The following is a 12,624-nucleotide window of genomic DNA, read 5'->3' on the forward strand; positions in this document are numbered from 1 at the left end:
ACAACCATCGGAACCGTATATTTCGCGCATGGCAATCACCGATGAACCTCCCGTGACGCCTGCCGTCGGTGGCAAGGGTCTGCAAGCGGGGGCACTCGGCCTCGTCGGCAACGTCGTCATCGGCCTGGCCGCGGTGGCCCCCGCCTACAGCCTGGCGGCCACCCTGGGCTACGTCGTGCTGGCGGTCGGCGAGAAGGCGCCGTCGATGTTCGTCCTGGCGTTCATCCCGATGCTGTTGGTGGCGTTCGCCTACAAGGAGTTGTCCCAGGACACCCCCGACTGCGGCACCACCTTCACCTGGGGCGTCAAGGCGTTCGGCCCCTGGGTCGGCTGGATCGGCGGCTGGGGACTGGCGGTGTCGGCGATCATCGTGCTGGCCAACGTCGCCGAGATCGCGGCGATCTACCTGTTCAATTTCCTGGGCCTGGACGCGTTGGCCGACAACGTCTTCGCCAAGGTGGCACTCGGTTCGTTCTTCATCCTGGCGATGACCGCACTGTCCGCGCGCGGCATCGTGGTCAGCGAACGGATGCAGAACGTGCTGATCGCCATCCAGTTCGGTGTGCTCATCGTCGTCAGCATCATCGCACTGGTCCGGGTCTTTGCCGGCACCGCAGGCGCACAGGCGATCACGCCGCAGCTGTCGTGGCTGTGGCCCAGCGGGCTCGACCTCTCGTCGATCGCCGCGGCGATCATCTTGTGCGTGTTCATCTACTGGGGCTGGGACGCGTGCCTGGCCGTCGGCGAGGAGACCAAGGACCCCGGCAAGACACCGGGCATCGCGGCGCTGATCACCACCGTCATCCTGGTCTGCACCTACGTGCTGGTGGCCTACGCCATCCAGTCGTTCGCCGGGTTCGGCGACGTCGGGATCGGGCTGAACAACGCGATGAACACCGACGACGTGCTCACCGTGCTGGGCGAACCGGTCGCGGGCAGTCTCGCCGCGTCGCTGCTGCTGCTCACCGTGTCGGTGTCGGCGCTGTCATCGACGCAGACCACCATCCTGCCGACCGCGCGCGGAACACTGTCGATGGCCGTCTACGAGGCCATCCCGAAGCGGTTCGCCTACGTGCACCCGCGGTACATGACTCCCGCCTTCGGCACCATCGTGATGGGCCTGTCGGCGTTGTTCTTCTATCTTCTGCTGACGATCCTGTCGGAGAACGCGCTGGCCGACTCCATCGCCTCACTGGGCCTGGCCGTGGCGTTCTACTACGGCGTCACCGCATTCTCCTGCGTGTGGTACTTCCGCCGCACGCTGTTCGAGTCGACGCGAAACCTGTTCTTCCGCGGGATCTTCCCGTTCCTGGGCGGCACCTTCATGGCGGTGGCGTTCGTCATCAGCGCCAAGGACATGATCCAGCCCGACTACGGCTACACCGCGTTCGGCTCGCTGGGCGGGGTGTTCGTGCTCGGCGTCGGCATGCTGGTGCTGGGCATCCCGTTGATGCTGCTGTGCTTCGCCTTCGGCACCAAGCGGTTCTTCCGGGGAGAGACGCTCAACGCCACCACCGAAGTCAAAGTTCCCGACACCTTCTGAACAGGCAGGCCCTGCAATGCATCTGACCGTCGGCTACCTTGCCACCCCGACCGGCGACGACGGCGTCGCGCTGGCCAGCGCGCTCGCCCGCACTTTCGACGCCACGGTCGACGTCGTGCTGGTCGTCCGCGAGGAACTGCCCGACGGGCACCCCGGCCGGGCCGAGTACCAGCAGTGGCTGATCGAGCACGGTGAACAGTGGGCCGGCAAAGCGGTGGCCGCATTGGCGGCCGACGGCGTCCACGCCACCGCGACGGTGACCGTCGGGGAGTCGTTCGCGCAGAAGCTGATCGAGTTCGCCGAGCAGCACGACTCGGATCTGATCGTCGTCGGCGGGGCCCGCGACGGCTTCTTCGGCCGCCACACCATCGGCCCGGTCACCGGGGCACTGCTGCACACCTCGCCGATCCCCGTGGCGCTGGCCCCGCGCGGCTACGCCGAGGATCCCGACGAGTCGTTCGACGCCGTGACCGCCGCGGTGCCCACCCGACCCGGAGAGGACAACCCGCTGCCGTTCGCACTGACGCTGGCCAGCGCGGCGCAACTGGAGATCCGGATGCTGTCGCTGGTGTCCGCGGAGAACCTCGCCGAGGCCGCCGACGCCAAGGAGGTGCGGGCCGCGCAGGTCGCCGCCGCCGAGAAGAACCTCATCGAGGCGGCGCGGGCGGTGCCGGACAGTCCCGACATCGAATCCCTGGTCGCCTCCGGCATGACGCTGGAATCGGCGCTGAAGAAGCTCAAATGGGAGGACGGCGATCTGCTGGTGGTCGGGTCGGCCCGCTTCGCAGCCCCGCGCCGGATCTTCCTGGGGTCGACCGCGGCCCGCATCCTCGCCGGGGTGGACGTGCCGGTGATCGTGGTGCCGCACGCCTGAGGCTGGTGTCGCGAGAGTGCAGAGGTGGTAGCGCGAACCTCTCGGCGGCTACCGGGAATGCACGTTCGCGACCGATCCCTACCGCTTCGCGAAAACCGTGCGGTGCCATTCCTTGTCGGCCACGCCGGTGATGTCGCTCATCACGTGCTTGATCGACAGGTACTCCTCGAGCGAGTACTGGCTCATGTCCTTGCCGAACCCGGAGGCGCCGAACCCGCCGTGCGGCATCTCCGAGATGATCGGGATGTGGTCGTTGATCCACACGCAACCGGCGTGAATCTCGCGTGACGCCCGCTGCGCGCGATACACGTCACGCGTCCACGCCGAGGCCGCCAACCCGTAGGCCGTGTCGTTGGCTTGGCGCAGCGCGTCGTCGTCATCGGTGAACGGGCGCACCGTCAGCACCGGCCCGAAGATCTCGTCGCGCCACACCTCGGACTGCTCGGACACGTCGGCGATCACCGTCGGCCGGTAGAACGATCCCGGCCCGTCAGGTGCGACACCGCCGGTGACGATCCGGCCCCCCTCGCCGGGCGCCCGCTCCACCATGCCCGCGACCTTGGCGCGGTGCGCCGCGGTGATCAGCGGGCCGATGTCGGTGTCGGGGTCCTCCGGGTCGCCCACCACGATCTTGCCGAACAACTCGCCCACCCCGGCGACGAAGTCGTCGTACAGGTCGGCGGCGACGATCGCGCGGGTGGCCGCAGTGCAGTCCTGGCCGGTGTTGATCAGCGCACCGGCGGCCGCACCCTGGATCGCGGCGTCGAGGTCGGCGTCGTCGAACACCACGAACGGTGCCTTGCCGCCGAGTTCGAGCTGGGTGCGGTGCCCGTGCACCGCGGCGGCGGCCATCACCTTGCGGCCCACCGGTGTCGAGCCGGTGAACGTCACCATGTCGACGCCCGCGTGTCCCGCCAGCCGGGTGCCGACGTCGGCGCCGCCGCCGGTGACGACGTTGAACACCCCGTCCGGCAGGCCGGCCTCACTGGCTAGCCGGGCCAGTGTCAGCGTCGTCAACGGGGTGATCTCGGCGGGCTTGATGATGACGCTGCAGCCCGCGGCCAGCGCCGGGATCACCTTCCACACCGCCATCTGCAGCGGGTAGTTCCACGGCGTGATGGTCGCGACGACACCGACGGCCTCCCGGCGGATCGACGACGTGTGATCCCCGGAGTACTCCCCCGACGCCTTGCCCTCGAGAAGCCGGGCCGCGCCGGAGAAGAAGTCGATGTTGTCGATACTGCCGGGCACGTCGAACTCTCGGGCGAGCCGCACCGGCTTGCCGCACTGGGCGACCTCCTCAGCGACAAACGTGTCGGTGGCTTCGTCGGCCAGCTTGGCGAGTTTGGCCAGCACCGCGGAGCGCTCGGCCGGGGTGGCCCCGGCCCAGCCGGGCAGGGCGCGACGGGCCGACGCCACCGCGGCGTCGACGTCACCGGGGCCCGCCAGGGCGAATTCGACGACGGGGGCGCCCGTGGCCGGGTTGGTCACCGTGTGCGCGGGGCCGCCGGTGGTCACCGGCGCTCCGTCGATCCAGCTGCCGGCCACCGTCTGCGAAGAAACCACAGTCATGCACCCAACGCTATCGCGCAGCGTGCGGGATAGCCATGCCGCGGGTACGTATTACCTCAGCGTCAGATACCCGCCACGCGTGATTTCATGGTTCTGGTTGCTTGCGACGACGGATTCCGTGCACAATCATCGGCATGGCTAACCCGGGGATACCGCGCGCCGTCGGCCCCGTCTCTTTCCGCGTCAACCAGTCCCGCCCCGGGGCCGCGTTCCAGCTCGACGAGCTGTCGAAGGCGATCATCGAGAAGCTGCAGCAGGACGGTCGCCGCTCCTATGCGGGCATCGGCAAGGCGGTCGGCCTGTCCGAGGCGGCCGTGCGTCAGCGCGTGCAGCGCATGGTCGACGCCGGCGTCATGCAGATCGTGGCGGTCACCGATCCGATGCAGCTGGGCTTCGCGCGCCAGGCGATGATCGGCATCCGCTGCACCGGCGACACCACCAAGATCGCGGAGAAACTCGCCGCCATCGAGTCGGTGGACTACGTGGTGCTCACCGCAGGATCCTTCGACGCGATCGTCGAAGTGGTCTGCGAGGACGACGACAGCCTGCTCGACCTACTCAACACCCAGATCCGCGCATTGCCGGGAGTGATATCCACAGAAACGCTCGTCTATCTCAAACTTGTTAAGCAGCAATATAATTGGGGAACACGATGACAACAACCGATATCGCACCCGAGGTGTCCACAGATCTGGGCGCCAAGGCCAACCGCCATCTGTGGGGACACTTCGCCCGGCACGGCGCCGGCATCACCCCGCCGATCATCACCCGCGGCGAGGGTGTCCACATCTGGGACGACCAGGGCCGCCAGTACATCGACGGGCTCTCCGGACTGTTCGTGGTCCAGGCCGGCCACGGCCGCAAGGAGCTCGCCGAAGCCGCCGCCAAGCAGGCCGAGAAGCTGGCGTTCTTCCCGCTGTGGTCCTACGCCACGCCGACGGCGATCGAGCTCGCCGAGCGTCTCGCCCACTACGCCCCCGGCGACCTGAACCGGGTGTTCTTCACCACCGGCGGCGGCGAGGCCGTCGAATCAGCCTGGAAGCTGGCCAAGCAGTACTTCAAGCTGACCGGCAAGCCCGGCAAGTTCAAGGTGATCTCGCGGGCCATCGCCTATCACGGCACCCCTCAGGGCGCGCTGGCCATCACCGGCCTGCCCGACTTCAAGAAGCCGTTCGAGCCGCTGACCCCCGGCGGGTTCCGGGTGCCGAACACCAACTTCTACCGCGCACCCGCGCCGTATGACACCGACATCAAGGCATGGGGCGCCTACTGCGCCGACCGCATCGCCGAGGCCATCGAGTTCGAGGGCCCCGACACCGTCGCGGCCGTCTTCCTGGAGCCGGTGCAGAACGCCGGCGGCTGCTTCCCGCCGCCGCCCGGCTACTTCGAACGGGTCCGCGAGATCTGCGACGAGTACGACGTCCTGCTGGTCTCCGACGAGGTGATCTGCGCCTACGGCCGCATCGGGTCGATGTTCGCCTGCGACGACTTCGATTACGTACCCGACATGATCACCTGCGCCAAGGGTCTGACCTCGGGGTACTCCCCGATCGGGGCGATGATCGCCAGCGACCGGTTGTTCGAGCCGTTCAACGACGGCAAGACCACGTTCGGGCACGGCTACACCTTCGGCGGGCACCCGGTGTCCTCGGCGGTGGCCCTGGCCAACCTCGACATCTTCGAACGTGAAGGCATCAACGACCACGTCAAGCAGATGGCGCCGGCGTTCCGCGCCACGCTCGAGAAGCTGCACGACCTGCCGATCGTCGGTGACGTGCGCGGTGAAGGGTTCTTCTACGGCATCGAGCTGGTCAAGGACAAGGCCACCAAGGAGACCTTCAACGACGAGGAGAGCGAGCGGCTGCTGCGCGGGTTCCTGACGCCGGCGTTGTGGGAGGCGGGGTTGTACTGCCGCGCCGACGACCGCGGCGACCCAGTGGTGCAGTTGGCTCCGCCGCTGATCTGCGGGCAGAAGGAGTTCGACGCGATCTACGACATCCTGCACGGCGTACTGAGCGAGGCCTCGGCACGCATGTAGACGTCTCCGCCGGAATTGCGTTCCGAGCGCGTTTTCGCGCGAACTCCCCTCGCGGAGCGCAATTCCGGCGAGACTTCTGGTGTGAAGGTCCCCGCGAGGTCCAAGCCACCCGTCGATCCGGTGCGGTGGCAGGCCCCCGCCGTGGACGCGCTACCCGAGGTCCCCGCTCCGGTGATCAACCTGGTACCGGTGCCCGGCGGCGAGCCCGAGGATGTCCGCGTCGGCAGTGACGGGCAGTTGTGGACCGGTGCCCACGACGGCGGCATCGTGCGGTTGCGACCCGACGGCAGCGCCGCCGAGGTCGTCGCAAACACCGGCGGGCGTCCGCTCGGCCTGGGTTTCCGTGCGGACGGACGGCTGCTGGTATGCGACAGCCCGAAGGGGCTGCTCTCCGTCGACACCGCCACCGGCGATGTCACGACCCTCGTCACGCAGGTCGGTGGCGGGATCTTGCAGTTCTGCTCCAATGTGGTCGAAACCGCGGACGGCACCGTCTATTTCACCGAGTCGACGAGCGCGTTCACGGTCGCCGACTATGTCGGGGCCATCCTGGAGGCGCGCGGGCGCGGGGCGCTGCACCGCCTCGACCCGGACGGCACCGTCACCACCGTCGTCGACGGTCTGTACTTCGCCAACGGGGTGACGCTGACCGCGGACGGCTCGGCGCTGGTGATCGCCGAGACACAGGGCCGGCGCCTGTCCAAGTACTGGCTGACCGGCCCGCAGGCCGGTCAGCTGACACCGCTGGCGGTCAACCTGCCCGCAATGCCCGACAACCTGTCGACCGGGGCCGACGGCCGGATCTGGTGCGCCATGGTCACCCCGGCCAACCCGGTGGCCGATCGCCTGGCGGCAGGGCCACCGATGTTGCGCAAGATGGTGTGGCGACTACCACCACGCCTGCAGCCGAAACCGGCGTCGGTGGTGTGGGCGGTGGCGTTCGACCCCGACAGCGGCGAACCGGTTGCGGGTCTGCGCACCACCCATCCGGACTTCAGCATGGTCACCGCAGCCGTCGAGGCCCACGGGCGGCTCTGGCTGGGCAGCATCGGCGCGGGATACCTCGGCTGGGTCGACCTCGAGCAGACCCGACTCCCCCGGCGTTGAGACTGCGGCTGTGGCGGGAAAGTGCGAGAGAGCAGCACCGTGAGCGCATTCTGAACGCGGGGGGGTCAGTCACTCCTTGATGAAGTCGAGGAGGTCGGCGTTGATGGTGTCCGCGTGGGTGGTCGGCATGCCATGCGGAAAGCCTTGATAGGTCTTCAGCGTCGCGTTCTGAAGCAGCTCAGCCGATTTCGGACCCGACGCCACGTAGGGGACGATCTGGTCGTCGACACTGTGCATCACCAGGACGGGCACGGTGATCTTCGTCAGATCCTCGGTGAAATCGGTCTGGGAGAACGCCACGATGCCATCGTAGTGGGACAACGCGTCTCCCATCATTCCTTGGCGCCACCAGTTTTCGATGATCGCCTCCGACGGCTCGGTGTCGGGTCGGTTGAACCCGTAGAACGGTCCGGCGGCCAGCGAGCGGTAGAACACCGACCGGTTGGCGGCCAGTTGCGACTGCAGATCGTCGAAGACGTCCTTCGGCAACCCGTCGGGGTTGGCCTCGGTGCGCACCATCAACGGCGGCACCGCGCTGATGAGGGCGGCTTTGGCGACCCGGCTCTGTCCGTGGCGCGCGAGATAACGGACGACCTCGCCGCCGCCGGTGGAGTGACCGACGTGGATGGCGCCGCGCAGGTCGAGGTGCTCGGTGAGCGCCGCGAGATCGTCGGCGTAGTGGTCGAGGTCGTGACCGCCGGGAGTCTGGGTGGAGCGGCCGTGACCGCGTCGGTCATGGGCGATGACCCGGTAGCCCTGCTGCACGAAGAACAACATCTGGTTGTCCCAGTCGTCCGACGACAGCGGCCAGCCGTGGCTGAAGACGATGGGCCGGCCGGAACCCCAGTCCTTGTAGAAGATCTCGGTGCCGTCGGACGTGGTGATGGTGGCCATGCGGGTTCCTTCGCTGTCGATCGGTTCGGACCTGCCTGGCGTCGATCGTGCTCGTGAGGCCGGCGTGTGTCATCGACGCTGACGACCATCACAGTATTCCGGCTACCACCCGGTTTTGGCGCGGGAGTAGTCGATTCCTGCCAGCGACCGGTCAATTTCTGCCAGCGGAAATCAACTGCCTGACCTGCGGGTTACACCGGGCAGAACTCAAGATCAGAAAGAGGAACCGAGATGAAGAGCATCACTGTCGCCACCGCCGCCGCTGCCGGATTGACCGCCGCCGTCCTGGGACTGGCCGCCCCCGCCGCCGCCGCCCCGAGTGGCTCCGATGCCCAGCAGACCATCAGCCAGCTCGAAGCCGACGGCAACCGCGTCATCGTCAACCGCCTGTCCGACACCCCGCTGTCGCAGGCGACCGTCGTCGCCGTCCAACCGGGACCGGCCCTGCGCGGCACCGTGCCCAACACCGGCTACAACGACGACAACCGCCAGGACGTCGTCACCGGCCAGGTCTACTACGTCGACATCCGCTGAGCGGATAATCGGACAGGAGTCCGCTGAGCGGATAATCAGGCAGGAGTCCGCTGAGCGGACCGCCCGACGACAGAGGGGCACCCCGAGTACCCGGGGTGCCCCTTTTCGTCGCGGTGCTAGACGCTGTGCAGTCGAACCGGCGGCAGTTCTGTCCTCGACTGGTAGGACGGATGTCGGCGCATCGCCTCGTCGAGCTCGCGGGCACGCCGTCGCGACGCACGCCAGGCCGGGTGCGATTCCAGGTGGACAACAGGGTTGGCGGCGGTCTTCGTCGTCATGGTCGGCATCATGTTCAGAGCCCTTCCGCTGAGGCTGGATATGACAAGCGTGCCCAGGTGACCTGAGTATTTGCGTCGTCGTTTGCCGTGAACTTGATAAGAAATGCCCGGCCGGATCAGGGGCTAAACGCTGTCGCTGCGCAACGTCAACACGCTGATGTCCGGCGGCGCCCCGATACGGACGGGTGGTCCCCAGAAGCCTGCTCCGCGGGTGACGTACAGCTGCGTCCCGTCCACCTCGGACAACCCGGCCAACGCGGGCTGGGCCAGCTCGACCGCGTAGTGGAACGGCCACATCTGACCGCCATGGGTGTGACCGGAGAGCTGGAGGTCGACGCCCCGCTGCGCCACCTGCTGCACCTGGACCGGTTGGTGCGCCAACAAGATCGTGGGTTGGTCGGGGGTCGCACCGGCCAGCGCCCGTTCGTAGTCCGGCCCGGCTGAATCCGAGTCGCCGGCAGGATCGTTGACACCGGCGAGGACGAAACCACCGCTGCCGCGACGGATCCGGGTGCTCTCGTTGCGCAGAATGTTCATCCCGAACCGTTCGAGTTCGGTCAACCACTCGGCGGTGTCCTCGACGAAGTACTCGTGATTGCCTGTCACGAAGAATGTCCCCTCGCGGGAGACCAAGTCCTGCAGCGGTTGTGCGGCGGAGCCGAGCTCGGCCACGGTCCCGTCGACCAGATCGCCGACGACGGCTACCAGGTCGGGTTCGGTCGCGTTGATCATCGACACGATCCGTTCGGTGTGTGCCCGTCCGCGCAGCGGTCCCAGATGGATGTCGGACACCACGGCGATGCGGAAGCCGTCCATCGCAGGGTCGAGGCGCCGCAGGCGGACCGGAACGCGGAGCAGATCGGGGCGCCGCAGCGCGGTGGTGGCGCCGACGCCGACCAACCCGACGGCCGCGACTCCCGCTGCTGCGGCGGTGGTGCGGGCCAGAAACACCCGGCGATCCACGGTCGGCTCCGCCGCCGGTGGGTCGGCGCGCCGGCGCCGACGCGCCAGCCACAGCACCAGCCGCACCGGCTCCACCGCGAGCAGCAGCAGGAACAGGTACACCACCACGCCGAACCACAGGTATCCCGGCCAGGCCACCCACCCGGTGTGGGTCACCCCGAGTGTCCGGGGCAACACGAGGGCGGCGATCAACAGCGCCAGCAGCAGCACCAGAGCCGCCGACATCAGGACTCTCGTCCGGCCGGGCGAGGTCGTGTCCTTGACCGTCCGCTTCCAGACATAGAGATGCATCAGCCCGAGGATCGAGCCGAGAACAAGGATGAACATGGGGTCCTTAGCGTGACGCGGCGTTGGCACCACCCTAGTTCGGCCGACGAAAGTCACGGCCCCTGCGTTGAGGCTGCGCTCCTGGCGGGAAAGTGCGAGAGGACCCCGCAGTGGTCGCAGTCTGAACGGAGAGGGCGAGTCACAATTGCAACACTGATCACAACAGTCACCGCGTGGCGCACCGATCCGACGGCCCGCATCGCTTAATCTGCGCTCACGATGGCGACCCTACGGAAGTTCTGCGTGCGCGCGTCGGCGCTGGTCATGGCCGGGATGCTGGTGATGGCCCCGGGCGCGGCGGCCGACCCCGCCGTCGACCCCAACATCTGCCCCTACCGCGAAACGACACCGCCGGCTGTCGACCTGTCGGAGGTACCCGAGTTCGGTGATCCGCCGGCTCCGCTGCCCGTGCCCGCCAAACCGATGGGCGGCGACGCGCTGTCCGGCTGCGGCATCATCACCGCCCCGGGCACCCCGCCGGTACCCGAGGAGGTCTCGGCGGAAGCCTGGCTGGTCGCCGACCTCGACACCGGCGACGTCATCGCCGCCCGCGACCCGCATGGCCGGCACCGGCCCGCCAGCGTCATCAAGGTCGCCACCGCCGCGCAGGCGCTGCGCGATCTGCCGTTGCACAAAGTGGTGCCGGGCACCGCCGACGACGCGGCCCAGGAGGGCACCAAGGTCGGGGTCGGCGAGGGCGGCTTCTACTCCATCAACGACCTGCTGCACGGGCTGCTGATGTACTCCGGCAACGACGCGGCGCACGCGCTGGCCATGCAGATGGGCGGCATGCAGACCACGCTGAACAAGCTCAACGTGCTCGCCGGGCAACTGGGCGCCCGAGACACCCGGATCGCCACCCCGTCCGGACTCGACGGACCCGGCATGAGCACCTCGGTGTACGACCTGGGCCTGTTCTACCGATACGCCTGGAAGAACCCGGTGTTCGCGGACATCGTGGCCACCCGCGACTTCACCTTCCCCGGCCGGGACGGGTCGAGCTACCCGATCGAGAACGACAACAGGCTGCTCGCCAACTATCCCGGGGCGCTGGGCGGCAAGACCGGCTTCACCGACGATGCGGGCCAGACGTACGTCGGCGCGGCCGAACGCGACGGCCGCCGGCTGATCGCGGTGTTGCTGCGCGGAACCCGCCAGCCGATCGCGCCGTGGGAGCAAGCGGTACGGCTGCTCGACTACGGATTCGCCACCGCGCCCGGCACCAAGGTGGGGACCTTGATCGAACCCGATCCGGCGCTCGTCGCGCCGGAACCGGGCCCCGAGTCCGCGACGACGACCACCATGGCCGACGCCGTGTTGCCCGACGCTGACGCGATGCCGGTGCGGGTCGGCGTGGGCGTGATCGGCAGTGTGATCGTGTTCAGCCTCATCATGGGCGCACGAGCGCTCAACCGGCGCCCGCAGCACTGACGACTACCGCTGCCGCCACCGCGAAAGACTCAGCGCGCCAGCCGCTCCCGCGGCGACCGCCGCAGCGGCCTGCCAGGGACGAAGGCCGGGACGGTGGATGATGCGGTTGTTGATGACCGCCGGCCCGGGGGCCGGGACGGGCTCCTCCCCCATGTTCTCCGGCAGCGTCGCCGCCCATGCCGTGGAGAAGAGCACCAGCCGCGCGGTGATGTAGGCGAACACCATCAGGCCCAGCACCGGACCGAACGTCGCGCCCGCCGGGCCGGTCAGCACCGATTTCAGGTAGATCGAGGCGACCAGCTTGAAGATCTCGAACCCGACCGCGGCGATCAGCCCGGCGCGCATGCTGCTGCGCAGGCTGACCGACTCGCGCGGCAGCCGGGCGATGACGTAGGTGAACAGCAGCCACGACACCAGGATCGAGATCGCGATGGACGCCACACGCAGGAGCACGCTCAGGGCGGTGGAGTCGGGGAACCCGAACCACATCAGGATGTCCTGGATCACGGTCGTGTTGCCCAGCGCCGTCAGTGCCAGCGTCAACACACTGGCCAGGAACAGCGACACCAGGGCGAGCAGGTCCGACAGCTTCTTCTTGACGAACCCGGGCAGTTCGTCACGGTAGAGCCCCCACATCTGGCTGAGCGCCTCGCGCAGATTGTTCATCCAGCCCAGCCCGGCCCAGGCCGCGGTGGCCAGACCGATGATGCCCACGGTGGCGCGTGATTCGATCGCGGACTCCATCAGCTCGATGAGTTGTTGACCGAGGTCCCCGGAGACGTTCGCGCGGATCTGCTCCTCGATCTCGACGATCAGCTCGGGCCGGCTGGCGAGCACGAAGCCTCCGACCGCGAACCCGACCATCAGCAGCGGGAACAGCGCGAAGATCGTGAAATAGGTGATGCCCGCTGCGTAGAAGTCACCTTTGCTGGAGGCGTAACGCTCCTGGGCCCGCATGACGTGGTCGAACCACGGCATGCGGGCACGCATCCGGTCGAGGAAACCGGGCTTCTCGTCGGCCTCGGTCGCGGACGGCCCGGTCATCCGACCCCCTGGATCTGTC

Annotated in this window: 12 protein-coding genes; 7 read left to right on the plus strand and 5 right to left on the minus strand. The window is 68.1% G+C overall.

The window, feature by feature from the left end; all coding sequences use genetic code 11:
* Nucleotides 1-28 precede the first annotated feature (28 nt).
* Complete coding sequence (locus tag J3476_RS18310) at nucleotides 29-1,543, plus strand: APC family permease (protein WP_207067816.1); 1,515 nt, start codon at nucleotides 29-31, stop codon at nucleotides 1,541-1,543.
* A 16-nt stretch (nucleotides 1,544-1,559) separates the two neighbouring features.
* Nucleotides 1,560-2,417, plus strand: coding sequence for a universal stress protein (locus J3476_RS18315; protein ID WP_207067817.1), 858 nt, complete (start codon nucleotides 1,560-1,562; stop codon nucleotides 2,415-2,417).
* A gap of 78 nt (nucleotides 2,418-2,495) precedes the next feature.
* On the opposite strand, the gene J3476_RS18320 is transcribed toward J3476_RS18315, so the two are convergent.
* Nucleotides 2,496-3,989 carry a gamma-aminobutyraldehyde dehydrogenase gene (locus tag J3476_RS18320; protein WP_207067818.1) on the minus strand — a complete coding sequence of 498 codons (1,494 nt, stop codon included), beginning with the start codon at nucleotides 3,987-3,989 and terminating at the stop codon, nucleotides 2,496-2,498.
* A 134-nt stretch (nucleotides 3,990-4,123) separates the two neighbouring features.
* Here J3476_RS18320 and J3476_RS18325 point away from each other — a divergent pair, with 134 nt between their 5' ends.
* From J3476_RS18325 to J3476_RS18335, 3 genes are all read left to right on the plus strand, one after another.
* Nucleotides 4,124-4,645, plus strand: coding sequence for an Lrp/AsnC family transcriptional regulator (locus J3476_RS18325; RefSeq protein ID WP_152516030.1), 522 nt, complete (start codon nucleotides 4,124-4,126; stop codon nucleotides 4,643-4,645).
* The gene (locus J3476_RS18330) at nucleotides 4,642-6,027 is read left to right on the plus strand and encodes an aspartate aminotransferase family protein (RefSeq protein ID WP_207067819.1); all 1,386 of its coding nucleotides are present in this window, start codon (nucleotides 4,642-4,644) and stop codon (nucleotides 6,025-6,027) included. The genes J3476_RS18325 and J3476_RS18330 overlap by 4 nt, the downstream gene beginning before the upstream one ends.
* A gap of 81 nt (nucleotides 6,028-6,108) precedes the next feature.
* Nucleotides 6,109-7,134, plus strand: coding sequence for an SMP-30/gluconolactonase/LRE family protein (locus J3476_RS18335; protein WP_207067820.1), 1,026 nt, complete (start codon nucleotides 6,109-6,111; stop codon nucleotides 7,132-7,134).
* A gap of 69 nt (nucleotides 7,135-7,203) precedes the next feature.
* On the opposite strand, the gene J3476_RS18340 is transcribed toward J3476_RS18335, so the two are convergent.
* Entirely contained in the window at nucleotides 7,204-8,028 is an 825-nt protein-coding gene (locus J3476_RS18340) for an alpha/beta fold hydrolase (RefSeq protein WP_207067821.1), read from the minus strand.
* 231 nt (nucleotides 8,029-8,259) lie between these two features.
* Between J3476_RS18340 and J3476_RS18345 the strand changes: the two genes are divergently transcribed.
* Complete coding sequence (locus J3476_RS18345) at nucleotides 8,260-8,562, plus strand: hypothetical protein (RefSeq protein WP_207066579.1); 303 nt, start codon at nucleotides 8,260-8,262, stop codon at nucleotides 8,560-8,562.
* Between the two features lie 116 nt (nucleotides 8,563-8,678).
* Here the strand turns inward: J3476_RS18345 and J3476_RS18350 are convergent, their stop codons facing one another.
* Entirely contained in the window at nucleotides 8,679-8,840 is a 162-nt protein-coding gene (locus tag J3476_RS18350) for a hypothetical protein (protein ID WP_207067822.1), read from the minus strand.
* Between the two features lie 123 nt (nucleotides 8,841-8,963).
* Complete coding sequence (locus J3476_RS18355) at nucleotides 8,964-10,130, minus strand: metallophosphoesterase (protein WP_207067823.1); 1,167 nt, start codon at nucleotides 10,128-10,130, stop codon at nucleotides 8,964-8,966.
* Between the two features lie 219 nt (nucleotides 10,131-10,349).
* Here J3476_RS18355 and J3476_RS18360 point away from each other — a divergent pair, with 219 nt between their 5' ends.
* Nucleotides 10,350-11,561 (plus strand): D-alanyl-D-alanine carboxypeptidase family protein, encoded by a 1,212-nt coding sequence (locus tag J3476_RS18360; protein ID WP_207067824.1) that lies wholly within the window; start codon nucleotides 10,350-10,352, stop codon nucleotides 11,559-11,561.
* Nucleotides 11,562-11,564: 3 nt separating this feature from the next.
* Here the strand turns inward: J3476_RS18360 and yhjD are convergent, their stop codons facing one another.
* Nucleotides 11,565-12,605 (minus strand): inner membrane protein YhjD, encoded by a 1,041-nt coding sequence (gene yhjD, locus J3476_RS18365; protein ID WP_207067825.1) that lies wholly within the window; start codon nucleotides 12,603-12,605, stop codon nucleotides 11,565-11,567.
* Nucleotides 12,606-12,624 lie beyond the last annotated feature (19 nt).

Source organism: Mycobacterium sp. PO1 (assembly GCF_017312405.1).
Taxonomy (GTDB): Bacteria; Actinomycetota; Actinomycetes; order Mycobacteriales; family Mycobacteriaceae; genus Mycobacterium.